This window comes from Dietzia sp. oral taxon 368 (assembly GCF_002999155.1).
Classification (GTDB): Bacteria; Actinomycetota; Actinomycetes; order Mycobacteriales; family Mycobacteriaceae; genus Dietzia; species Dietzia cinnamea.
Map to the genome: position 1 here is coordinate 1,502,079 of NZ_CP027238.1, position 21,012 is coordinate 1,523,090.

23 protein-coding genes are annotated in these 21,012 nt (G+C 72.4%); 17 read left to right on the top strand and 6 right to left on the bottom strand.

Features of this window, described 5'->3' with window-relative positions:
* Positions 1–82 precede the first annotated feature (82 nt).
* Positions 83–1,009: a patatin family protein gene (locus C3V38_RS07080; RefSeq protein WP_254426104.1), complete on the top strand. Its 927-nt coding sequence runs from the start codon at positions 83–85 to the stop codon at positions 1,007–1,009.
* 95 nt (positions 1,010–1,104) lie between these two features.
* Here the strand turns inward: C3V38_RS07080 and C3V38_RS17575 are convergent, their stop codons facing one another.
* The gene (locus C3V38_RS17575; protein WP_165001078.1) at positions 1,105–1,263 is read right to left on the bottom strand and encodes a hypothetical protein; all 159 of its coding nucleotides are present in this window, start codon (positions 1,261–1,263) and stop codon (positions 1,105–1,107) included.
* 378 nt (positions 1,264–1,641) lie between these two features.
* Here C3V38_RS17575 and C3V38_RS07085 point away from each other — a divergent pair, with 378 nt between their 5' ends.
* From C3V38_RS07085 to C3V38_RS07100, 4 genes are all read left to right on the top strand, one after another.
* Positions 1,642–3,414: an HNH endonuclease signature motif containing protein gene (locus C3V38_RS07085; protein WP_254426105.1), complete on the top strand. Its 1,773-nt coding sequence runs from the start codon at positions 1,642–1,644 to the stop codon at positions 3,412–3,414.
* 129 nt (positions 3,415–3,543) lie between these two features.
* Positions 3,544–5,238: a nitrite/sulfite reductase gene (locus C3V38_RS07090; RefSeq protein ID WP_061917513.1), complete on the top strand. Its 1,695-nt coding sequence runs from the start codon at positions 3,544–3,546 to the stop codon at positions 5,236–5,238.
* Entirely contained in the window at positions 5,235–6,017 is a 783-nt protein-coding gene (locus tag C3V38_RS07095) for a phosphoadenylyl-sulfate reductase (protein ID WP_061229943.1), read from the top strand. Before C3V38_RS07090 ends, C3V38_RS07095 begins: the two co-directional genes overlap by 4 nt.
* On the top strand, positions 6,014–6,871 hold the full coding sequence (locus tag C3V38_RS07100) for an NAD(P)-dependent oxidoreductase (protein ID WP_061229944.1): 858 nt from the start codon (positions 6,014–6,016) through the stop codon (positions 6,869–6,871). The genes C3V38_RS07095 and C3V38_RS07100 overlap by 4 nt, the downstream gene beginning before the upstream one ends.
* Here C3V38_RS07100 and C3V38_RS07105 read toward each other — a convergent pair.
* The gene (locus C3V38_RS07105; protein WP_244881758.1) at positions 6,868–7,638 is read right to left on the bottom strand and encodes a 1-acyl-sn-glycerol-3-phosphate acyltransferase; all 771 of its coding nucleotides are present in this window, start codon (positions 7,636–7,638) and stop codon (positions 6,868–6,870) included. The two genes, C3V38_RS07100 and C3V38_RS07105, sit on opposite strands and share 4 nt — an antisense overlap.
* Before the next feature lie 93 nt (positions 7,639–7,731).
* On the opposite strand from C3V38_RS07105, the gene C3V38_RS07110 reads away from it, so the two are divergent.
* Both C3V38_RS07110 and C3V38_RS07115 read left to right on the top strand, forming a co-directional pair.
* On the top strand, positions 7,732–8,445 hold the full coding sequence (locus C3V38_RS07110) for a sirohydrochlorin chelatase (protein WP_232303188.1): 714 nt from the start codon (positions 7,732–7,734) through the stop codon (positions 8,443–8,445).
* Between the two features lie 161 nt (positions 8,446–8,606).
* On the top strand, positions 8,607–8,948 hold the full coding sequence (locus C3V38_RS07115; RefSeq protein ID WP_061229945.1) for an Lsr2 family protein: 342 nt from the start codon (positions 8,607–8,609) through the stop codon (positions 8,946–8,948).
* A 130-nt stretch (positions 8,949–9,078) separates the two neighbouring features.
* Here C3V38_RS07115 and C3V38_RS07120 read toward each other — a convergent pair whose 3' ends face one another.
* On the bottom strand, positions 9,079–9,798 hold the full coding sequence (locus tag C3V38_RS07120) for an enoyl-CoA hydratase/isomerase family protein (protein ID WP_083324508.1): 720 nt from the start codon (positions 9,796–9,798) through the stop codon (positions 9,079–9,081).
* A 161-nt stretch (positions 9,799–9,959) separates the two neighbouring features.
* On the opposite strand from C3V38_RS07120, the gene C3V38_RS07125 reads away from it, so the two are divergent.
* From C3V38_RS07125 to thpR, 6 genes are read left to right on the top strand one after another with little or no spacing between them, the layout of a single operon-like run.
* Positions 9,960–10,634: a TetR/AcrR family transcriptional regulator gene (locus C3V38_RS07125; RefSeq protein WP_243699685.1), complete on the top strand. Its 675-nt coding sequence runs from the start codon at positions 9,960–9,962 to the stop codon at positions 10,632–10,634.
* The gene (locus C3V38_RS07130) at positions 10,631–11,503 is read left to right on the top strand and encodes an acyl-CoA thioesterase domain-containing protein (protein ID WP_106386390.1); all 873 of its coding nucleotides are present in this window, start codon (positions 10,631–10,633) and stop codon (positions 11,501–11,503) included. The genes C3V38_RS07125 and C3V38_RS07130 overlap by 4 nt, the downstream gene beginning before the upstream one ends.
* The gene (locus C3V38_RS07135) at positions 11,500–12,366 is read left to right on the top strand and encodes a maleylpyruvate isomerase N-terminal domain-containing protein (protein ID WP_061917526.1); all 867 of its coding nucleotides are present in this window, start codon (positions 11,500–11,502) and stop codon (positions 12,364–12,366) included. The genes C3V38_RS07130 and C3V38_RS07135 overlap by 4 nt, the downstream gene beginning before the upstream one ends.
* A gap of 13 nt (positions 12,367–12,379) precedes the next feature.
* Positions 12,380–12,796: a CrcB family protein gene (locus C3V38_RS07140; RefSeq protein WP_061917529.1), complete on the top strand. Its 417-nt coding sequence runs from the start codon at positions 12,380–12,382 to the stop codon at positions 12,794–12,796.
* A gap of 2 nt (positions 12,797–12,798) precedes the next feature.
* The gene (crcB, locus tag C3V38_RS07145) at positions 12,799–13,179 is read left to right on the top strand and encodes a fluoride efflux transporter CrcB (protein ID WP_061917549.1); all 381 of its coding nucleotides are present in this window, start codon (positions 12,799–12,801) and stop codon (positions 13,177–13,179) included.
* Positions 13,179–13,769: an RNA 2',3'-cyclic phosphodiesterase gene (gene thpR / locus C3V38_RS07150; protein WP_061917532.1), complete on the top strand. Its 591-nt coding sequence runs from the start codon at positions 13,179–13,181 to the stop codon at positions 13,767–13,769. The genes crcB and thpR overlap by 1 nt, the downstream gene beginning before the upstream one ends.
* Before the next feature lie 39 nt (positions 13,770–13,808).
* Here thpR and C3V38_RS07155 read toward each other — a convergent pair whose 3' ends face one another.
* On the bottom strand, positions 13,809–14,483 hold the full coding sequence (locus C3V38_RS07155; protein WP_061917535.1) for a hypothetical protein: 675 nt from the start codon (positions 14,481–14,483) through the stop codon (positions 13,809–13,811).
* 116 nt (positions 14,484–14,599) lie between these two features.
* Between C3V38_RS07155 and C3V38_RS07160 the strand changes: the two genes are divergently transcribed.
* Positions 14,600–15,232 carry a nucleosidase gene (locus C3V38_RS07160; protein ID WP_061229951.1) on the top strand — a complete coding sequence of 211 codons (633 nt, stop codon included), beginning with the start codon at positions 14,600–14,602 and terminating at the stop codon, positions 15,230–15,232.
* Between the two features lie 144 nt (positions 15,233–15,376).
* A complete protein-coding gene (locus C3V38_RS07165) occupies positions 15,377–16,924 on the top strand; it encodes an HNH endonuclease signature motif containing protein (RefSeq protein WP_254426106.1) in 1,548 nt (515 codons plus the stop codon).
* A 22-nt stretch (positions 16,925–16,946) separates the two neighbouring features.
* On the opposite strand, the gene C3V38_RS07170 is transcribed toward C3V38_RS07165, so the two are convergent.
* Complete coding sequence (locus C3V38_RS07170) at positions 16,947–17,471, bottom strand: molybdenum cofactor biosynthesis protein MoaE (RefSeq protein ID WP_254426107.1); 525 nt, start codon at positions 17,469–17,471, stop codon at positions 16,947–16,949.
* Complete coding sequence (moaCB, locus tag C3V38_RS07175) at positions 17,471–18,520, bottom strand: bifunctional molybdenum cofactor biosynthesis protein MoaC/MoaB (protein ID WP_106386392.1); 1,050 nt, start codon at positions 18,518–18,520, stop codon at positions 17,471–17,473. Before moaCB ends, C3V38_RS07170 begins: the two co-directional genes overlap by 1 nt.
* Before the next feature lie 108 nt (positions 18,521–18,628).
* On the opposite strand from moaCB, the gene C3V38_RS07180 reads away from it, so the two are divergent.
* On the top strand, positions 18,629–19,852 hold the full coding sequence (locus C3V38_RS07180) for an FAD-binding oxidoreductase (protein ID WP_106385394.1): 1,224 nt from the start codon (positions 18,629–18,631) through the stop codon (positions 19,850–19,852).
* A 70-nt stretch (positions 19,853–19,922) separates the two neighbouring features.
* The gene (locus C3V38_RS07185; protein WP_106385395.1) at positions 19,923–21,011 is read left to right on the top strand and encodes an NADH:flavin oxidoreductase/NADH oxidase; all 1,089 of its coding nucleotides are present in this window, start codon (positions 19,923–19,925) and stop codon (positions 21,009–21,011) included.
* The last annotated feature ends 1 nt before the right edge of the window (position 21,012 follow it).

Below are 21,012 nucleotides of genomic sequence, written 5' to 3' on the forward strand. Positions count from 1 at the left end.
GTGACACTAGTAACGGGGAGGCGGCTGCGCCACTGAACCTCCGCCACCGGACCCCCGCGCCCAGACCTCCTAGTCTGGAGGAGTGACTGATGCGGGACCGAGACATACGCGCGCCGGCACTGCGACGCTGGAGCCGACCGCCCCCGATGTCGCCCTGCTCTTCGAGGGCGGTGGTATGCGGGCGGTGCACACCGCGGGCGTTGTCGAGACCTTGATCGAGGCGGGGATCCACACCGGTCTGGTCGCCGGAATCTCGGCCGGGGCGTCTCACCTCGCTAACTACGTCTCCCGCGACGCGGTACGCGCCCGGAAGAGTTTCGTGGAGATGGCCGCGGACCCGAACTTCGGGGACTTGCGTAGTTTCGCGCGCGGCAAGGGCCTGTTTAACGCGGAGTACATCTACGAGCAGGCCGGCCTGCCGGATCAGGTGTTGCCGTACGACTTCGAGACGTTCGAGGCCAGCGGGACCGCCGCGCGGATCGGGACGTTCCGCTGCTCGGATGGCGAGACGGTCTTCTGGACCGAGGACGACGTCGAGTCGATGGCCGACCTCATGCGGATGGTTCGGTCCTCGTCGACCATGCCGGTGTGGATGCCGCCGGTGCTCATCGACGGCGAGTACTACGTCGACGGCGCCCTGGGCCACGACGGTGGGATCCCGTTGTCGGCGGCGCGCGAGGCGGGGTTCGAGAAGTTCCTGATCGTGCTCACTCAGCCTGAGGGCTACCGGAAGATCCCGCCGCGCCGACTGACGCCTTTCTATCGCTCGTACTTCCGTCGCTTCCCGGCGGTGGGGGAGGCGCTCCTGCACCGCTGGGCGCTGTACAACGAGACGCTCGACGAGATCGAGGAGCTGGAGAAGTCGGGCGACGCGCTGGTCTTCCGACCGGAGCGGGTGACGATCAGGAGCTACGAGCGCCGGGTCGACCGGCTCGCGGAGGCGTACGTCTCGGGACGCGAGCAGGCCCGCCGTGAGGTCGACAGCTGGCTGGAGTTCTGCGGACTCTGAGAAGACCTGTCCCGCCGCTCCGGAGAGGCCCGGAAATGCGCGACGCCGCGGTCGTGTTCAGGGCACGATCGCGGCGAAGCGGGAAGGGGTGTGACTCAGGAGCCGAAGATCTCCGCGCCGCCACCGAGCGTGAAGAGGATGTACGAGGGAAGGCGGAGCAGGCCGTCGATTGCGGCCGAGCCGACGCCACCCGCGGGGAGGAGGTCAGCGGACCCTTCGGAGAGGTCGAACCAGAAGTCAGAAATCTCGCCCATGTCGTGCCCTTTCGACGTGACGTGCCCACTGTCTGTGGGCTACACCACCAGAAGTTACGACCGCCCTGAGTGCCGTGCCACCGCGAAAGTCACATATTCCCCGGCTTGGTCGCCAGCTAAGGAATTTGCGAACTGTCGACCTGCTAAATGATCGGTTCGTGAAGAACTGGCCACGCTAACTAACTATCGCTCAATTTCGGCGACTGGGTTCTCGGCGATTCGGCGACAGCTGGCTTCTCGCTTCGATTGCGCTACGCGAAGCGGTTGGCGAGTAATTCGCAGATGCCCCTTGTGGTGTCGAACGCGTGACCGTAGAATAGAACACGTATTCGAGACATGGCGCGGCATGGCCGCGTAGGCGACCACGGGGGGTGGGGCATGGACGGCGATCCGGAGCGCACGACCGGTAACCCCGCTGCCGCGTTGGCAGGCCTGACGACGGCGGCGCGCGAAGGCTGGGCCGCCGAGAACCGCGCGGCCGCGCAGCGCCTGGTCGCTTGTTACGCGCTGCTGCAGGAGTGTTGGCGTGAGTACGGGCACGGTATCGACGGCAGTCACGAGGCCCGTCCCGGCCACGCTGTTGTGGACGGGCTCGTCGCGGCGGCCGGGTATGTGGTGGCGGCGATGTCCATCTCGGCCAGGCGCGCGGAGAAGATGCTGTCCTTTGCCTGGGAACTGCACACCCGCTACCCGGCGATTCTGGAGGCCATGGCCGCCGGGCTGATGGAACAACGCGTCGCCGAACTGCTGGCCCGGCAGATGGCCACCGTCCGCGGGGACGTGTTGGAGAAGGTCCAGCGCCAGGTCGTCGAGGACTACCTCAACGGTGTCGCCGCCGGTATCCGCCTGGGCGATAAGGCCCTGCGCGATGACATCGACGCCGTCATCGGTCGCCACGACCCCGACGCCATCCGCCTGCGCAAGGAAGACGCCAGCCGCGGCCGCGGTGTGCGCATCGGCAAAGGCGTCGACGGTATGTCCACCGTCTCCGCCCTGCTGGCCACCGAGGAAGCCGCCGTGCTGGCCGAGGCCCTCGACCAGCGGGTCGCCGAACACCAGGCCGCCGACACTGGCGCAGCCGCCGCGGCCGACCCGGATGCCCCGGCCGAGCCGGAGCCGCGCTACTCCAAAGCTGAACGCCGCGCCGACGCCCTGATGTCGCTGATCTGCGGCGACACCCCCACCCACCCCGACACCGACACCGGCACCGGCACCGACACTGGCACCGACAGTAACGCCGGCCCGGGCGACCCGAGCGCCGCCACTGGCGGCGGTCAGGGGCTGGCGCCGGTATTGCGGCCGAAGGTCACCGTCATCGCCACCGGCGACAACGGCCGCGACGACCACGGCGCGCGGGTGGAGTTCACCCGCACCGGCCAAGCCGCCCTGCACACGCTGATGGAGATGCTCGCCACCTCAGATGGCGCCTCGTTCGAGCAGGTCGATCCCCGCCTCGGCGCGGCCGACGACACCGCCGCCGCGCTGAGATACCGGCCCGGTGCCGAGTTGGCGCGCCGGGTCCGGCTTCGCGACGGCACCTGCCGGCACCCCGGGTGCACGGTCCCCGCCGACGACTGCGACCTGGACCATGTGGTGCCGTTCAACCACGCCGACCCCACCGCCGGCGGCCAGACGGTGGAGGCGAATCTGGTCAGTCAGTGCCGCCGCCATCACCGGTTCAAAACCTTCTCCGACTGGACCTACAAGCTCGAGCCCGACGGCACCCTGATCGTGACCACCCCCGACGGCACCGTCATGCTCACCCGCCCCGACGGGCCGCTGGCCCAGTACCGGCGCGAGCACCAACGCGACGAGGCCGACGCCTGGGCACGCCAGCAACGCCGCAACCCCAACCCCGACACCGGGGCCGGGATCCTGGACGAGGCCACCTACTTCGCCCGCCGCGCCCAACGCCTGGCCCGCGAACGCGCCCGCGCCACCGCCCACAACGCAGCCGACGCGACCTCGCCGCCACCCGAGACCGCCGCCGACACCACCCCGGACCCGGCCCCGCGCGAAAGAACGACCCCCGCCGCGGCCAGCCGCTGGTGGCAACGCAACAAACCCACCGACAGCACCCTGGAAAAAGCCATCCTCCACGCCCTCCACCAACACCTCGACGAACTCCTCCAACCACCACCACCCTTCTGATGGCGCGCTCTTCAGGCGGCGCAGACCCGAGCGCAACGCGTGCGGGGAGGCTTCCGGTGGTGCGGACGCTTGATGCGGTTAGGCGACCCTTGTTAGACAGACCAGTCTGTTCTGACTATCCTCGCCGCCATGACCGATACTGCAGCCGCCCCCCGTACCGCTCGTCCCGCGCGCGCGGCCAAGCCACAGGGGCAGTGGAAGATCGACGGCAAGCTCACGCTCAACCACAACGAGCAGTTCAAGCTGGAGGACGACGCCCTCAACGTGCGCCAGCGCATCCTGGACACGTACTCCAAGGAGGGCTTCGATTCGATCCCGTCGGACGACTTGTCGGGCCGTATGCGCTGGTGGGGCCTGTACACGCAGCGCAAGCAGGGCCTCGACGGCTCCCGGACCTCGAAGCTCGAGGCCGACGAGCTGCAGGACAAGTACTTCATGATGCGCGTCCGCACGGACGGTGGCGCGGTCTCCACCGACCAGCTGCGCGTGCTGGCGAGCATCTCGACCGACTTCGCCCGCGGCACGGCCGACATCTCCGACCGGCAGAACATCCAGTACCACTGGATCGCCATCGAGGACGTCCCCGCAATCTGGCAGCGGCTCGAGGACGTGGGCATCGACACGGTCGAGGCGTGCGGCGACTGCCCGCGCGTCATCCTCGGTAGCCCGGTCGCCGGTGTGGCGGAGAACGAGATCCTCGACCCCACCCCGGTGATCGAGGAGATCAAGGCCAAGTACATCGGGACGCCCGAGTTCTCGAACCTGCCGCGCAAGTTCAAGTCCGCCATCACCGGCCACCCGAGCCTCGACGTGGTCCACGAGATCAACGACATCTCGCTGGTCGGCGTCGAGCACCCCGAGCTGGGCCCCGGATACGACCTCTGGGTCGGCGGCGGCCTGTCGACCAACCCGCAGCTCGCCACCCGCATCGGCGTGTTCGTCCGCCAGGAGGAGGCGGCGGAGGTGTGGGCCGGCGTGGTGGGCATCTTCCGCGACTACGGCTACCGCCGCATGCGCACCCGCGCCCGGCTGAAGTTCCTCATCAAGGACTGGGGCGCCGAGAAGTTCCGCCAGGTGCTGCAGGACGAGTACCTCGGCCGCGAGCTCCCCGACGGCCCGGCGCCCGAACGTGGCGTCGGCTCCGGTGACCACGTGGGCATCTACGAGCAGAAGGACGGCCGCTTCTACGTGGGCGCCGCCCCGACCGTCGGCCGCGTCGGCGGCGAGAAGCTCGCACAGGTCGCCGACCTCGCCGAGGCCGCCGGGTCGCACCGTGTGCGCTTCACCCCGCACCAGAAGCTGCTCGTGCTGGACGTCGAGCCGGACAAGGTCGACCAGCTGGTCGAGGGCCTCGCCGAGATCGGGCTGTACGCCCGCCCGAGCTCCTTCCGTCGCGCCACCATGGCGTGCACGGGCATCGAGTTCTGCAAGCTCGCCTTTGTCGACACCAAGGACACGGCCACCGCGCTGGTCGACGAGCTCGAGCGTCGCTTCGCCGACGACGCGCCCCTGCGCACGCCGCTGTCGATCCACCTCAACGGCTGCCCCAACAGCTGCGCCCGCATCCAGACCGCCGACATCGGCCTCAAGGGCCAGCTCCTCGACGGCGACACCCCCGGCTTCCAGGTCCACCTGGGCGGCGGGCTGGCGTCGGAGGACCAGGAGTCCGGCGGGCTCGGCCGCACGGTCCGCGGCCTGCGCGTGCCGTCCGCGGAGCTGCCCGACTACGTCGAACGCGTGATCCGCAAGTACATGGAGACCGGTGCCAGCGGCGAGACCTTCGCCGAGTGGGCGCACCGGGTGGACGAGGAGGTCCTCGTATGACCGCAGTGAGCCTGGAACTGCTGCCCCGCAGCACCGTCCTCACGCCCGGCCCCGGCCGGAAGCGCACCACCGCCGAGCTCAAGGCCATCGCCGAGGAGGCGGGCCGCCGCTTCGACGACCGCGGCCTCTACGGCAACCACTCCGAGATCGACCCGGCGGAGGTCCTGGCCTGGGCGGGGGAGACCTTCGGTGACGCGCTCGCGGTGGCGTGCTCCATGGCCAACACGGTCGTGCCCGAGATGACAGCGCAGCACGCCCCCGGCGTGGACGTGCTGTTCCTGGACACGGGCTACCACTTCTCCGAGACCGTCGGCGTCCGCGACGCGCTCGCCGCCACCCCCGGTCTCAACGTGGTGGACGTGCGCAGCCCCGCGACCCGCGAGGAGCACGAGGCCGCCCTCGGCCCGCGCCCCTACGAGACCGACCCCGAGATGTGCTGCCGCCTGCGCAAGGTCGAACCGCTCGACGCCGCCCTGTCCGGGTACGAGGCGTGGATCACCGGCCTGCGCCGCGTCGACACCGACCACCGGGCCGGCGCGGCCATGGTCGAGTGGGACGAGAAGCACTCGATGGTCAAGATCAACCCGCTGGTGGCGTGGACCATGGAGCGCGTCCACGACTACGCCGCCGAGCACGGATGCCTGCTCAACCCGCTCCTCGACGACGGGTACCCGTCGATCGGCTGTGAGCCCTGCACCCGCCGCGTCGAGGCCGGTGCCGACCCGCGGTCCGGCCGCTGGGCGGGCTCGTCCAAGACCGAGTGCGGCATCCACCTGTGACCATCGCGTTGTCGCCGGCGGCCCCGCCGGCACCCACGCTGGACGGGCTGCCGCTCACCGTCGGCCTCGCGGGTCGGGAGGTGCTGCTCGTCGGGGCGGGACCCGTCTCGGCCCGCCGGGCGACGACGTTCCTCGAGGCAGGCGCCCTCGTCCGGGTGGTGGCTCCGCGCGTCGACCCGGCGATGGCCGACCTCGCGGAGCGGGCGGGCGACGACCTCGTCGTCGTCACCAGGCCCTTCGCCCCCGCCGACCTGGACAGTCCCTGGATGGTGCACGTCGCCACCGGCGACCCCCGGATCGACGCCGAGGTCGCCGCACTGTGCGAGCAACGGCGGATCTGGTGCGTCACCGCCGGGGACTCCGCGTTGGGATCGGCGCGGGTGCCCGCGCGCACGGCCGTCGCGACGCCCACCGGAACCGTGCGCATCGCCGTCGACTCGGGCGACCCCCGCCGCTCGGTGCGGGTGGGACGCCACGTCGCGCGCTCCCTGGCCACCGCACCCGCCGGTTTGCGTGCGCGCCGCCGCCCGGCCACCGGGTGGGTCGCGCTGGTCGGCGGCAGCGGCGACGGCGACCTGCTCACCGTCCGTGCGCGGCGCCTCGTCCACACCGCCGACGTGCTCGTCGTGGACGGCGCGGCCGACGCCACACTGGTGGCGGAGCTAGACGACGACGTCGAAGTGCTCGAAGCCGCCACCGACCTGCCCGCCGCCCGCGTGGCGGATCTTGTGGCGACACGGTACGCCGCGGGGCACGGGGTCGTGCGGATCGCCGCATCGGCCACCCTGGCCGATCGGGCCCGCGAGCTCGAGGCCGGCGGGGTGGACTTCGAGGTCGTCCCGGGCGTGGTCTAACCCCAGGCGGTCGTGAGCGCCTCGTCGATGCCGTCCCGCACGGCAGCGCGCACCTCGTCGACAGTCGGCGGCGGCCCGGAGTCCCACACCACGATCGGCGCCGCCGCGGCGACGGCGCGTCGCGGGGGCAGCTTCGCGTGCTCGCGGCCGTGGTAGGCGAGTCCCAGCGGCAGCACGGCCACCGGGGCGCCGGCCTCGCGGGCGCCCGCGACCATCATGCCGACGCCCTTCTTCACCGACTCGAGCCGCAGCGTGCGCAGGTCGTCGGCGGAGGAGTTGGTGCCCTCGACGAACGTGAGCACGACGCCCCCGCCCGCGAGCCGGTCCACGCAGAGCCCGATGAGGCGCGTGGCGGCGGCCTCGTGGATGTCGGACGCCGTCCCCTCGTAGTTCTTGGCCCGGAACACGGGCACCGTGCCGGTGTACTCGAAGACCGGTCGCAGGGGCCCGCGGAACAACGGGTCCTTGGTCAACCCGGTCCCGCTCGCGAGGAAGCGGATCCGCCGGTCGAACAGGGCCGCCGCGAGCACGGTGGGGTCGTGCGCGGACGGGTGGTTGACGGCCACGACGATGCCCACGCCGTCGGAGTGCAGGCGGTGCAGCCGCGCGACCGTCTCGTCGGGGATCCGCAGCCGCGGCCGGTAGATCGCGTCGACGAGCGCCAGCAGCGGGTAGGTGAACCAGTCCCGCCGCCGACCGGGCCCGTAGAAGTCGTACACGGCCTCCCAGTTGGCCACGGACACCTCGGGCCGCCGCCGCTTGTTCATGTACGCCGCCTGTTCATGGAGCCAGCCTGTTCATCCCCCCAGTTTCGCCGAGCCGATGCGGCGGCGCACCCCGATTGCGGCATGCTCGATGACATGACAGCCCTGTCCGGTCCGGCCGGCCCCCGCCTGCTGTTGGTCGCGCACGGGACCCGGTCCGCCGCCGGCCGCCGGGTGCTGGGCCGGATCCTGCTCGAGGCGCGCAAGCAGCTCGTCGGGGTGGACTGCCGACTCGCCTGGGTGGACGTCCAGGAGCCGGGGCCCGGGAAGATCCTCGCGGACGGCGTGCCGACGGTCGTGGTCCCCGCCTTCCTCGCGCGCGGGTTCCACGTCGTCCACGACGTCGGGCAGGCGTGCCGCGAGGCGCCCGGCCCCGTCGTGCAGACACCGCACCTGGGCGCCGAGCCCGAGCTCGTCCGGGCGCTCGTGCAGCGGCTCGCCGAGGCCGGCGCGACGGGGGCGTTCGGCGCCGACGCGGTCGTCCTCGGCGCGGCCGGCAGCAGCGACGCGTCGTCGGTCGCGGAGACACGCGCGCTGGCCGCGCGCCTCGCCGAGCTGCTCCGCACGCCCGTGACCGCCGGTTTCGCGTCCGCGGCGAGTCCGACGGTCACCGAGGAGGTCACGCGACTGCGCGCTGACGGACACCGTCGGATCGCCGTGGCGACGCACCTGCTCGCTCCGGGATTCTTCGCCGATCGACTGGCCGCCGCGGGCGGGGATATCACCTCCGCGCCATTGGGTGCGCACCCGGAGATCATCGATCTGATCGTGCGGAGATATCGCGAGAATTCCGCGGCAATCGGTCGCTAAAGTCACGACGACTTACACGCCCAACACCTGTGAATCGACTTAAAACGTCAGCGTTGCAAACATTTCCATCGAACGTTTTCAAAAGTAGTGTGTGCGGACTGTGAATTGTTTGTGCATAATGTCCTCGAAAGACGGATAGCCGGAGCAGGGAGAAGAAGCGCATGGCACAACAGTTCCAGGTTCAGTACATCGACGACCTCGACGGAACGGATCTCGGCACAGAGGCCAATTCCATTTCGTTCGCGTTCGACGGCAAGGAATACACGATCGACCTCAGTGATGAGAACGCCGAGAAGTTCCGTGAGGTCATGGCGCCGTACGTCGAGAACGGCCACCGCGTGACATCGACCAAGGCCAAGCCGGCACGCCGGACGGCGAGCAAGACGTCCTCGTCGGGGGAGACCAAGGCCATTCGTGAATGGGCGCGGAACAACGGATATGAGGTCTCCGACCGCGGCCGAATTCCCGCCGACATCATGGACGCGTACGCTGCGGCCAACTGATCGCCGTGGGCAGAGCGCGGCCGCCCGGACGGGCGGGCGATGGGCTCCGTTGATGGGGGCTGAGGTCCTTTTCCTCTTGCGTGATTCACGCCGCGGCCGGTCAGTTCGCGGCGTATTCCATCCCGGCGGCTCAGAGTCGCTCGACCGGCGCGTCCAGATGGGGCAGTATCCCCGCGACGAGACCGGCGCGGATGCCCGAGTAATTCGGCCCGCGCAGCGAGGCCAGTTCCGCGGCCACGGCGACGGCCCGGTCGAGGACCGACTCGGCGTCGACGGCCTCGTGCGCGATCCCGGCCGAGACGGCCTCGGCGGCGGGGTAGCGGCGGGCGGTGAGCATCGCGGTGGACGCCACCGGGTGACCGAGGCGGGTCGTCACGAGCGCGTTCATGCCCGCCGGGAACGGCATCCCCAGCCTCGCCTCGGGAAGGTTCCAGTAGCCGCGGTCAGACCGCATCACCCGGTGATCGTGGCTCACCGCGAGCATCGCCCCGGCGCCGAACGCGTGACCGTTGACCGCCGCGACGGTCGGCAGCTCCAGCCGCAGCACCCGGGCGAACAGCCGCTGCACCCGCGTCACGTACGCGGGCAGCCCCGCGGGGTCCGAGGCGACGACCCCCAGATCGAGCCCGTTGGAGTAGAACCGACCGGCGCCCGTGGTGACCAGCGCGGCCGGGCCCTCGGAGGCCTCGACCTCGTCGAGCGCGGCGTCGAGCGAGTCGAGGAGGTCCGGCGAGAAGACGTTCTCGGGATTGCCGGGCTCGGCTGTCGGCTCGGTGGTGGTCGGCTCAGTGTCCATCAGCTCCGAGAAGCGCAGGACGTAGACGCTGCCATGACGGCTCAGGGTGGTCATGGACCCAGCCTAGGCCGCCCCGGCAGACGGGCGGGTAACACTGTCTCAGCAGGTGCGGAGCCGGCGTGACGGCACTGTCGCGACGCCCGTATCACGGTGTCCCGCCGACACGCCACGCCGGTATGACGGTGAACTCGTCGTCGTCGTCGTACCCTGCCGGGGTGACCCCTTCCTCGACGCGTGCCTCCACCCACGCCCAGTACGACGACTCGCTGCGCCGGGGGATCCTCGACGAGGCCACCAGGCGGCTCCGCGACGCGCCCCCGGAGACGCTCGGACTGCGGCCCCTGGCCGCCTCCCAGGGCACCTCCACCACGGCGATCTACACGATGTTCGGCGGCAAGGCCGGACTGCTCGCCGCGGTCGCGCACGAGGCCGACAGCCAGCTCGCCGCCGCCCTGCGCGACGCCCTGCGGCACGACAGCGTCGAAGGCGACGTCCGGTCCCTGTGCCGCGCCTACCGCCTGTGGGCGCTCGAGAACCAGGGGCTCTACGGCCTCGTCGTGGGCGAGCCCGCGCGGTCGCCGCGGGCCGGGACCGAGCGCGGTGCCGGTGACCCCGACGAGCCGCTGTGGCGCGAGCCGCTGCTCGAGGTGGTGGACGCGGCGGTCGACGAGGGCGTCTTCCGGGCCGCCGACGTGCACGAGGCCGCGACCGCCATCTGGGCGTCGCTGCACGGCGTGGTGTCGCTGGAGCTCAGCGTGTGGCGGTCCTCGCCCAGCGCCGAGCAGTACTTCGAGACGCAGCTCGCGGCGATCCTGCGGTCGTGGGCGGGCGGCTCGGCGGGGACGACGCGCACGCTCGGCGCCACCGGCACGGACGGCGCGGCCCGATGAGCGAGCGCGCGTTCTTCACCCTCGACGACTCGGGCGCCTACATCCCCACGATCTTCGCGCGCAGCGCCTGGTCGGACAGCATGGTCAACGGCCCGGCCGTGGTGGCGGCGGCCGCGCGCGCCCTGGAGCTCGAGCACGGCGCCGACGGCTTCCAGCCGGCGCGCCTGACCGTGGACCTGTTCGCCCCGGTCCGCAACGAGCCGCTCGTCGCGCGCACCGAGGAGATTCGTGCCGGGAACCGCATCCGCGTGGCCGACGTCGAACTGACGCAGGGTGACAAGGCCGTCGCCCGCGCCACGCTCGTCCAGCTGCGCCGCGGGGAGCAGCCGCCGGGCCGGATCTGGCGGTCGGGGCGGGTCGTCGAGCCCCCGACGGGGGCCGCGGACGAGCCCGACAAGCCGGGCTCGAACGTCTTCTTCGGCAGCGGTGAGGACCCCGTCACGTGGGACCGCGATATGGGCTCGCACCAGAACGACCAGCGCAAACGCTTCTGGCAGCAGCCGCTCGACACCATCACCGGCGAGGACTCCACGCCGTTCCAGCGCGCGGTGACGCTGGCCGAGTCGACGAGCCTCATGACCCACTGGGGCGACGAGGGGATCGGCTTCATCAACGCCGACCTCACCGTCGCGCTGGCACGGCTGCCGCGGTCGCGTGACCTGGGGATCGAGGCCGACGAGCACATCAGCGCCGAGGGCGTCGCGGTGGGCACGGCCTCGCTGTTCGACCGCGACGGCGTGTTCGCGACCGGCACCGTCGTGGCCGTGTCCAACGCGGGGCGGCAGATCGACTTCACGCGGCGCGGGCCGGGCGGTGACTCACAGGACCGCGGTTCGCTCGGCGGCTCGGAGAGGGCGAGGCGGGTATGACCGGCGGCCTGAGCCACGCCAGGATGCTCGACGCGCTCGAGGCGCAGGTCGGGCTGGTGCGGTTCGCGCTGGCGGGGGACGGGTCGGGTGGCTCGGGGTCGGGTGGCTCGGGTTCGGGTGCTGCGGACGTCACCGCCGCCGTGCCCTCGTGCCCCGACTGGACCGTCCGCGATCTCGTCGCGCACCTGGGCACCGTCAACTGGTGGGCGGGTCAGACCGTCCGCGACGCGACGCCCGACGCCCGGAGCCGCGGTATGAGCGCGGTGCAGCGCTCGGCGCCGCCGGCCGCGGACGGCGCGGATGCGCTCGCCGACTGGTACGCGCGGATCGCCGATGAGATGCTCCGGACCCTCACCGACGCCGCCCCCGACGCGCCCGCCTGGACCTTCTCCGGCGCTGGCCGCGCCGACTTCTGGCTGCGACGCCAGCTGCACGAGACCACGATCCACCGCTGGGGCGTCGAGGCCGCGCTGCACGGCGCGGCCGCGACGACGCCCGTGTCGGAGGACGTGGCCGTCGACGGCATCGACGAGTTCTGCACGGTGATGCGCCCGCACTTCTCCGGCCGCGTGCCCGCGCTGCCGCTGACGATCCGCCTGCGTGCCGTGCCCCACGCCGCCTCGGACGGTGTGGCGGCGGGCGGCCTCGCGGCGGGCGCCGAGCCGGTCGGTGCGGGCTCGTTGGGTGCTCTCGAGTGGGAACTGCCGGGGCCCCCGGACGGCGGGGAGGTCGAGGTGGCCGGCCCGCCGGAGACTCTCGCCCTGCTGCTGTGGGGGCGCGTGCGCGCGGGCGCCGCGGGCCTGGAGGTCACCGGCGACCGCGACGGCCTCGACGCCGCCCTGGAGGCCGGGCTGTCCGCGTGAGCGGGCCGTCGGCGTGAGGGTCCCTGCCGCGGTGGCGTGGGTCGCGCTCGGCGGCGCGATCGGGACGTCCGCGCGCGTCGCCGTGACGGAGGCGATCGCGCCGACGCTCGCCGCGACCCTCACCATCAACGTCCTCGGTGCGTTCCTGTTGGGCGCGCTGCTCACCGCCCTGGAGGGCGGTGAGGACGGGGGCGGCCGGAACCACGATGAGGGACGACGACGACAACGCGCGCGACTGCTCCTCGGCACCGGCGTCTGCGGCGGGTTCACCACGTACTCCCTCATCGCGCTGCAGGCCGCGACGCTGACCCGCGCCGGCGACGGGCCGGCGGCGCTGGCCTACTGCGTGGTGACGCTCGTGCTGGGCGCTGTCGCCACCACGCTCGGGATGGTGCTGGCCGCGGTGGCGCGCCGGGGGACGCCGTCGTGACGATGTTGTGGGTCGCGCTCGGCGGCGGGGTGGGCGCCGCGGCGAGGTACGCGCTCGACCGCGTGGTGGCCGCCCGCTGGCGGGGTCGGTTCCCGCTGGGGACGTTCCTGGTCAACGTGTCCGGGTCGCTCGCGCTAGGGCTGCTCACCGGCCTGCTCGTGGACGGCTCCCTCCCGGTGGTCCTCCTCGGGACCGGGGTGCTCGGCGGGTACACGACGTTCTCCACCGCCAGTTATGACACCGTCCGCCTGGCCCGCGAGCGGCGGTTCGGTACCGCGCTGGTCTACGGGGTGGGCACGATGGTCGTCACGGTGGTCGCCGCGGCGCTGGGGTTGTGGCTCGCGGGGTTGTGGTGCGCGGGCGGCTGGTCCACTGTGGGGTGATGGGTCACCGGATGTTCGTGGCGGTCATGCCGCCGGAGGAGGTTCGCGACCAGCTCGAGACGTTCCTCGAGCCGCGGCCCGGGTTGGCGTGGACGAGTCCCTCGCAGTGGCACCTCACGCTGACGTTCTGCCCCGATGTCGACGACTGGCGCCTCGACGACCTCACCGAGCGGCTGGAGGCGGTCGCCCGCAAGCACGAGCCGTTCCGCGTGCGCCTGGCGGGGGCCGGGGCCTTCCCGTCGGTCGAGCGGGCCAAGGTCCTGTGGGCGGGCGTGGATCAGCCGGAGGGGCGGCCGCTCAACGCGCTCGCCGCGGGCGCCCGGTCGGCCGCCAACGCCGCCGGGTGCGTCCCGGACGGGGCGCGGTTCCGGCCGCACCTCACGCTGGCCAGGCTCGGGGGCCGCGATGACGCCACCGCGTGGCTCCGCGTGCTCGACACCTTCACCAGTAGCGAGTGGGAGGTCTCCGAGATCGCCCTCGTCGACTCGTTCCTCGGCGAGGGCCCCCGCGGCCGCGCCCGACACGAGGTGGTGGCCCGGCTGCCGCTGGGCTCACGGGAGCGCCGGTGGTGGGACCCGCCCGGCGCCTGACGGTCGGCGCCCGGGCCGCCGGTCCCGCCGGACGGCCGGTCACAGGGTCGCGCACTGCCCCTGGCGCTCGCCGGCGACCTGGTTGCCTCCGCCCGTCGGGGCCGGGTCGTTCGCCTCGCACTCGAGGTCCCCGCCGATCGTGTTGCCCTCGAAGCGCTGCGCGCCGGAGTTCTCCTCCGATTCGACGTCGCCGCCGATCCGGACGTTCTCCAGGGTGGCTTCGCGCCCATACTCGAGTTCGACGGAGCCGGTCACCTCGCCGCCGGTGACGAGCACGGCGATGTGGCCCTCGGCGTCGATGTCCTCGGTGACGCGGATGTTGAAAGCCTCGAGGCGACCGCCACCGAGCACGTCGACGTCCCCGTTGACCGACAGGTCGCGCAGGATGCACGTCTGCCCGTCGAGGACCCGGACGTCGCCGGTGATGTCCTCACCGGTGCGTTCGCCGGAGCAGTCGACGAGCCCTGGTGCGGCGGTGGCGTCACCGGCGGCTCGATCCTGCTCGGGGACGGTCGGCGCGGAGGACTGCTCGGTGACGGTGACGGTCTGCTCGGCGGGGGTCTGCTCGGCGGCCTGGTCGTCGGACCCGGAGGTGCATCCGGCCGCGGCGAGCAGCGCGGCGGCAGGGAGTGCGAGCAGCGCGCGGGCGTGGCGTGCCCGGGCGGGGTGAGTGGCGCGGGTGGGGCGAGGGGTGCGGGCGGCGTGGACGGACATCGTGGACGACCTCTTCGCTGGTGTGCCGGGGCGCCCTGTGCGGCCCCGGCCGCGGTGGTGACGTGTCCCACCGTAGGCGCCGCCGGGCCACCCGCCACCGCAGACGCGGATACGGTATGGCCGTGGAACTCATCGGGACCGTGGACCCTGCCCATCCGCTCGTCGTCGTGGCCCTGGAGCAGGAGGCCCGGCACTTCGTCACCGACTTCCCCGTCCTCGTCACCGGGGTGGGCAAGGTCCGCGCGGCCGTGGCCGTCGCGCACGCCCTCGGTGGCGGCGCCCGGCCGCGCGAGTTGGTCAACGTCGGCACGGCCGGCGGTCTGCACCCGGGGATGGAGGGCACACACGAGGTCGCGACGGTGTTCCAGCACGACTTCGACGACCCCGCGCTGCACGCGGTCACCGGTCGTCACGACGGTCCGCCGCTCGCCCTGTCGGCGATCCGTGCCGTGACTCCGGAGCAGGCGCCCGAGCCCTCGGCGCCGGGTGGCACGGTTGCGCCGGTGCTCGCCACCGGCGACCGCTTCGTCGCCGGCGGGCCGGTGCGCGACCGACTGGCGGGTATCGCCGACCTGGTGGACATGGAGGGGTACGCGGTCGCCGCGGCGGGGGCGATGCTCGGCGTGCCCACCCGGTTGGTCAAGCACGTCTCGGACTCCGCCGACGAATCCGCCGGGACCACGTGGGTCGAGGGCGTCGACGCCTGCGCCCGCGTGCTGGCGGAGTGGGTCGGTACCCGCCTGGCCTGACGCGGCGGTCACGGCCCGCCGCGCGACGCGCCGTCCGGTTTTGTTCGAACCCTTGTGCGCTCGGTGTGGCGCCGGTATGATCGAACTATAGTTCGACATTGGTGGTCATTGTTCGGTGTGGCGCTCGGCGAGGGGGTGGGGTTGGTGACGACGGCGAGGACGTTGTTCGCGGTCCCTGAGGGTCTGGGCGCGTTGGACATGGCGGCGGTCAGTGAGGCGGCTCGCGCGGCGACGCTGGCGCAGAACCGAGCTGGTGCGACGCGGTTGGAGGCTGCGTATGTGCTGGTCGCGCAGTTCACCCGCGCGGCGCAGACCGAGGACGAGCAGGGGCCTGCGGGGTCGGGTCGGCCGGGGTATGCGCGGTTGGCGCCGGCGGCGCGGGCGCGTGATCATCTGGTGGCGGCGTGTCAGTTGACGTGTTGGCATGCCGAGCGGCTGGTCACCGCGGGCGTGCAGATCCACACCCGTCTGTCCCGCCTTGCGTCGGTGGTGGCGCGGGGGGTGATGCCGGAGCAGATGGCGGTCGATATCGCGTGCCGTCTGGCCGAGGTGCCCGATGCGATCGTGTCCGACGTGGAGGACGAGCTCCTGGCCCGGTTCACCGGCGATCTCGAGGGTGGGGATCGGCCGAGCCGGTCGGCGGTGGATGCGGCGATCGATGAGGCGGTGGAGCGGTGCGATCCGGCCGGGGCGGCCGAGGCGGCCGAGGCGGCCGCGCAGACCCGCCGGGTCCGGTTCCGCGGTGGGCGTGACGGGATGGCCACGATGTGGGCCAAACTCACCGCCGCTGATGCGGAGTTGCTGCGCCGGCGGATCGATACCGATGCCGCGGTGGCGGCCGCGGACGGGTTGGACCGGCCGATCGATCAGCTGCGCGCGGACGCTCTGGCCGCGCTGGCGGTCTACCCGCCCGACACCGCCGCCGGCGATACCGCCACCACCGACGCCGCCGCGACCGACACCGCCGACGCTGCGGCTGCGGCGGCGGCGGCGGAGGAGTGTGGGATCGAGCTCGGGCAGGTGCGTGCGGGGGCGGATCTGCCGCGGCCGTCGTTGGGGAACGCGGCGCGGGCGGGGGTGCCGATCCGGATCAGTGTGATCGCCTCGGCGGTGCGGGGCCTGCCGAACCGGGTGGAGTTCGTCCACGGCACCTACAGCAGTTTCGAGTGGTTGTGCACGGAGTTGCTGGAGGGCGATGAGGCCAGTGTGCGGTTCGAGCTCATCGACCCCGCGCCGGGCGCGCTGGACAGCCCCGAGCACGCGCTGCGGTACATGATCACCCCGGCGATGGCCGAGCGGATCCGGCTCCGCGACGGCACGTGTCGGCACCCGGGGTGTTCGGTGCCAGCCAAGGACTGCGACGTCGATCATGTGATCGCGTTCAACAAGGGTGATCCGGAACTGGGTGGGCCGACCCTGGAGTGGAACCTGGTGTGCTTGTGCCGCAAGCATCACCGGGAGAAGACGTTCGGCACCAACACCTACCGAACCGGGCCGCTGGGCGAGTTGATCATCCGCACCGACACCGGGCATGAGCACCGCACCAGACCGCGGGGCCCCCTGGCGCGGGCCCGCGACGCCATCCGAGAACGCGAATGGGCCGCCTTCGCCGACCGCATCATCGCCGACGACGGCACCCTCATCAACCCACCAGGCCACCCCAGACACGGCCCCCACACCCGCCCCGCCTGACACGCCGCGGCGCCGGGGCTACTCAGCAGTCGCCGACGCCCACCCACTCCGACAAGCCGTCGGAGAAGCGCTGGCGTTTCCAGATCGGCACCTCGTGCTTGAGGCGCTCGATGAGGTCCGAACACGCCGCGAACGCCTCCGCCCGATGAGGCGCCACCGCCACCGCGACCACCGCGACCTCACCCACCGTCAACACGCCCACCCGGTGCACCGCGCCCACGCGCGTCACGCGCTGCGGATCGACGGGCCGACCGTCGGCGTCGGCGGGGCCGCTGTGCTCGCGGGCCACCTCCTCGCAGAGCCGGGCCAGCACATCCTGCGCGACAGGGTGAGCGGAGTACTCGATGTGCTCGACATCGGCGCGACCGGCGTCGTGATCACGCACGATCCCGGAGAACGTCACCATCGCGCCATCCGCCGAGCTCCACACGGCCTGCTCGACCTCGCGGGGCTCGATCCGCTCGTCGGTGATCCGGGCCAGCGGCGCGGGGTGCGGCTCGGAGTTCGGCCCGGAGGGCTGTCCCGAGGCCGGGGTCGGGGCCGACATCAGTGACCACCACCGTGGGCGTGAACGTCCAGCAGGTGCTCGAGCAACTCGTCCAGCACCGCCAGCCCATCGCTGACCCCGCCCGACGACCCGGGCAGGTTCGCCACCAACGTGCGCCCGGCGAACCCGGCGAGACCACGACTCATCGCGGCGGTGGGCGTCGCCGCCAGCCCGCGGGCCCGCATCGCCTCCGCGACCCCCGGCAGCTCGAGAGTCAGGTGCGGCGCCGTCGCCTCGGGCGTGCGGTCATCCGGCGCGACCCCCGTGCCGCCCGTCGTGAGCAGGACCGCCGGCGAGCGGCGCACGTGCTCGGTGATCGCGGTGGCCACATCCGCATCGGCCACAACGTGCACCTCGACCGGCGAGAAGCCGCGCTCGCGCAGCCAGGCCTCGATGGCGGGCCCGGTGGTATCGGTGCGGTCGCCGCGGGCGGCGGCGGTGGAGGAGACGACGACGACGCCGGTCCGGCCGACCTCGAGGGCCGCGGGCCCGGAGTTCGAGCGGCCGCCCTCGTCGTCGTCGGCGATCCCACCGCTCAGCTCGGGGTCGTGTTCTTCCCGCCGCCAGTTCCCGCGTTTGCCGCCGGACTTCGCGGCGAGGCGGACACCGTCCATGGTGGCGAGCGGGTCGACCGCCTTGACCATGTCGTGCAGCGTCAGGCCCGCCACCGAGACGGCGGTGAGCGCCTCCATCTCCACGCCCGTCCGGCCGGTGGTCTTGGCGGTGGCGCGGACGAGGATCTCGCCGGACTCGTCGTCGAGGTCGAAGTGCACCTTCACCGAGTTCAACGGGATCTGGTGGCACAGCGGGATGAGCTCCGACGTCTTCTTGGCGGCCCCGATGCCGGCCAGTCGCGCGGTGGCCAGGACGTCCGCCTTGCCGAGCGCGTCGCCGGCGACCATCGTCACCACGTCCGGGCGCGTGCGGAAGATCCCCTCGGCGGTGGCGGTGCGGGTCGTGACGGCCTTGTCGCCGACGTCGACCATCCGCACGCGGCCCTCCGGGTCGAGGTGGGTGAGGCCGGAGGGGGCGTGATGCGGGTCTGCCATGACCTCCACGCTAGTCCGTGGCGCCGGGTGTGGCCGATCGGATCGGGGGAGCACCTCCGGCGGGCATGCTGGAGGCATCGCAGTGTGACCAGTGGAGGAGGCGGGGAGATGGAGACGGCGATCGTCATCGGTGCGGGGATGGTGGGGCTGTCGACGGCCTGGCATCTGCAGGAACACGGTGTCGAGGTCACGGTGGTCGATCGAGAGGGGGTGACCGCGGGTTCCTCGTGGGGGAACGCCGGCTACCTCGCCCCGGCCCTGACCCTGCCGCTGGCGGATCCGAGTGTGTGGACGTACGGGCTGAAGGCTTTGCTCGACCCGGATGCCGCGCTGCACGTGCCACTCCGGGTCGACCCCGGACTGTGGGGGTTTCTGGCGCGTTTCCTCGCACACGGGACGATGCGGGCCTGGCATCGGGCCATGGCCGGCCTGGCCCCGATCAATGCCCTCGCTCTGGAGGCGTTCGACCAGCTGACAGACGGTGGGGTCGTGGCCCGGACGCGAGAGGGTCCCTTCGTGGTCGGGTTCACCGACCACGCGTCGGCGACGGCGTTCCTCGACGAACTCGAGTGGGTTCGCGGCCACGGGATGGAGGTCGAGGTGGAGCGGCTCGACGCCCCCGCGACACTGGCGCCGATCCTCTCGGAAAAGGTGACGACGGCCTACCGGATGGACGGCCAGCGCTTCATCGAGCCGGGACCTTTCGTGAACGCGCTCGGCGACTCGGTCCGCGCGCGTGGCGCCCGGCTGCGCGCCGGGGACGCCGTCACCGAGGTGAGGCCCGGACGCGTCCCCGGGGTCGTCCTCGCGACGGGGGAGCAGCTCAGCGCTGACTCGGTCGTCATCGCCACCGGCGCCTGGATGCCACAGCTCGCCCGCCCGTTCGGGGTGAGGACGCGGGTCCAGGCGGGCCGGGGTTACTCGTTCTCGGTGGGCGTCGAGGAGCCGATCCGGCACCCCGTCTATCTGCCGGCGCAACGCATCGCGTGCACCCCGTACCAGGGGCGGCTCCGGATCGCCGGAACGATGGAGTTCCTCGGACCCGACGAGCCACCCCGGGACAGGCGGATCCGGGCGATGCTCGCTCAGGTCGACGGGCTGTTCCGGGGCGTGGACCTCGACGACAGGCGGGACGAGTGGGTCGGCTCCCGGCCCGTGACGCCCGACGGCCTGCCGCTGGTGGGCGCCACCGCGGGTCGCGGGGTGTACGTCGCCGGCGGCCACGGGATGTGGGGGATCGTCCTCGGTCCCGCCACCGGGAGACTGCTCGCCGAGCAGATCGTCACCGGGCGGATCGACCCTGTGCTCGGGCCGTTCGACCCGCTGCGATGAGCGCCCGGCCCGGTCACCGCGGACCGGGGCCCGGCGGCGCGGTGGTACGGGTGGGGGTTTAATCGCGGGAATGGCGTTGCTCTTCGAACCGATCCGCATCCGAGACCTCGAGATCCGTAACCGGGCGTGGCTGTCCCCTATGTGCCAGTACTCGTGCGAGGACCGCGACGGCGTGCCGACGCCGTGGCACCTGGTCCACCTCGGCGCGCGGGCCCAGGGCGGGTTCGGGCTGATCCTCACCGAGGCGTCCGCGGTGGTGCCGGAGGGGCGCATCAGCCCCGAGGACGCCGGACTGTGGAACGACCGGCAGCGGGACGCGTGGGCGCCCATCGTGGAGTTCGTCCACTCCCAGGGCGCGGCGATGGGAATCCAACTGGCGCACGCCGGGCGCAAGGCGTCGACCTACAAGGCGTTCCCCGGGCAACCCTTCGGGTCGATGCCTGTGTCCGAGGGTGGCTGGCCCACCGTGGCGCCGTCGCCGATCCCGTTCGGCGACATGGCCACGCCCGAGGCGCTGGACGTCGCCGGGATCCGTGAGGTGGTCACCGCGTTCGCCGAGGCCGCCCGGCGCGCCGACGAGGCCGGGTTCGACGTGGTGGAGATCCACGCCGCCCACGGCTACCTCCTCCACGAGTTCCTGTCGCCACTGTCCAACGAGCGGACCGACGCCTACGGCGGCTCACGGGACAACCGGGCCCGATTGCTGCTCGAGGTCTGTGACGCAGTCCGGCAGGTGTGGCCGGGCGGCAAGCCGCTGTTCGTCCGCATCTCGGCGACGGACTGGGTCGAGGGCGGCTGGACGCCCGAGGACTCCCGCTGGCTGGCGGGCCGACTGGCCGACCACGGCGTGGACCTGGTCGATGTCTCCTCCGCCGCCAACACCCCCGACCGGCCGCCCGTGCCGCTCGAGCAGGGCTACCAGGTGCCGCTGACCGAGGAGGTCCGGGCGTCCGGGGCGGTGCTGGCCGGGGCGGTGGGGCTGATCAGCGACCCGGAGTACGCCGAGAGCCTGCTGATCGACGGCCGCGCCGACGTGGTGTTCCTCGGCCGCGTCGCCCTGCGCGAGCCGGCCTGGCCGCAGCGGGCCGCCGCCGAGCTGGGCCTGGACTGGCGCGACGCCCCGTACCCGCCGCAGTACACGCGGGGGAAGTGGGACTGAG

Coding starts and splice junctions, on each gene's coding strand:
- C3V38_RS07105 (WP_244881758.1), bottom strand. CDS start 7,638: ATGAACAAGCGGCGGCGGCCCGAGGTGTCCGTGGCCAACTGGGAGGCC.
- C3V38_RS07095 (WP_061229943.1), top strand. CDS start 5,235: ATGACCGCAGTGAGCCTGGAACTGCTGCCCCGCAGCACCGTCCTCACG.
- C3V38_RS07085 (WP_254426105.1), top strand. CDS start 1,642: ATGGACGGCGATCCGGAGCGCACGACCGGTAACCCCGCTGCCGCGTTG.
- C3V38_RS07135 (WP_061917526.1), top strand. CDS start 11,500: ATGACCGGCGGCCTGAGCCACGCCAGGATGCTCGACGCGCTCGAGGCG.
- crcB (WP_061917549.1), top strand. CDS start 12,799: ATGTTGTGGGTCGCGCTCGGCGGCGGGGTGGGCGCCGCGGCGAGGTAC.
- C3V38_RS07180 (WP_106385394.1), top strand. CDS start 18,629: ATGGAGACGGCGATCGTCATCGGTGCGGGGATGGTGGGGCTGTCGACG.
- C3V38_RS17575 (WP_165001078.1), bottom strand. CDS start 1,263: ATGGGCGAGATTTCTGACTTCTGGTTCGACCTCTCCGAAGGGTCCGCT.
- C3V38_RS07110 (WP_232303188.1), top strand. CDS start 7,732: ATGACAGCCCTGTCCGGTCCGGCCGGCCCCCGCCTGCTGTTGGTCGCG.
- C3V38_RS07185 (WP_106385395.1), top strand. CDS start 19,923: ATGGCGTTGCTCTTCGAACCGATCCGCATCCGAGACCTCGAGATCCGT.
- C3V38_RS07155 (WP_061917535.1), bottom strand. CDS start 14,483: ATGTCCGTCCACGCCGCCCGCACCCCTCGCCCCACCCGCGCCACTCAC.
- moaCB (WP_106386392.1), bottom strand. CDS start 18,520: ATGGCAGACCCGCATCACGCCCCCTCCGGCCTCACCCACCTCGACCCG.
- thpR (WP_061917532.1), top strand. CDS start 13,179: ATGGGTCACCGGATGTTCGTGGCGGTCATGCCGCCGGAGGAGGTTCGC.
- C3V38_RS07115 (WP_061229945.1), top strand. CDS start 8,607: ATGGCACAACAGTTCCAGGTTCAGTACATCGACGACCTCGACGGAACG.
- C3V38_RS07160 (WP_061229951.1), top strand. CDS start 14,600: ATGGCCGTGGAACTCATCGGGACCGTGGACCCTGCCCATCCGCTCGTC.
- C3V38_RS07130 (WP_106386390.1), top strand. CDS start 10,631: ATGAGCGAGCGCGCGTTCTTCACCCTCGACGACTCGGGCGCCTACATC.
- C3V38_RS07170 (WP_254426107.1), bottom strand. CDS start 17,471: ATGTCGGCCCCGACCCCGGCCTCGGGACAGCCCTCCGGGCCGAACTCC.
- C3V38_RS07120 (WP_083324508.1), bottom strand. CDS start 9,798: ATGACCACCCTGAGCCGTCATGGCAGCGTCTACGTCCTGCGCTTCTCG.
- C3V38_RS07090 (WP_061917513.1), top strand. CDS start 3,544: ATGACCGATACTGCAGCCGCCCCCCGTACCGCTCGTCCCGCGCGCGCG.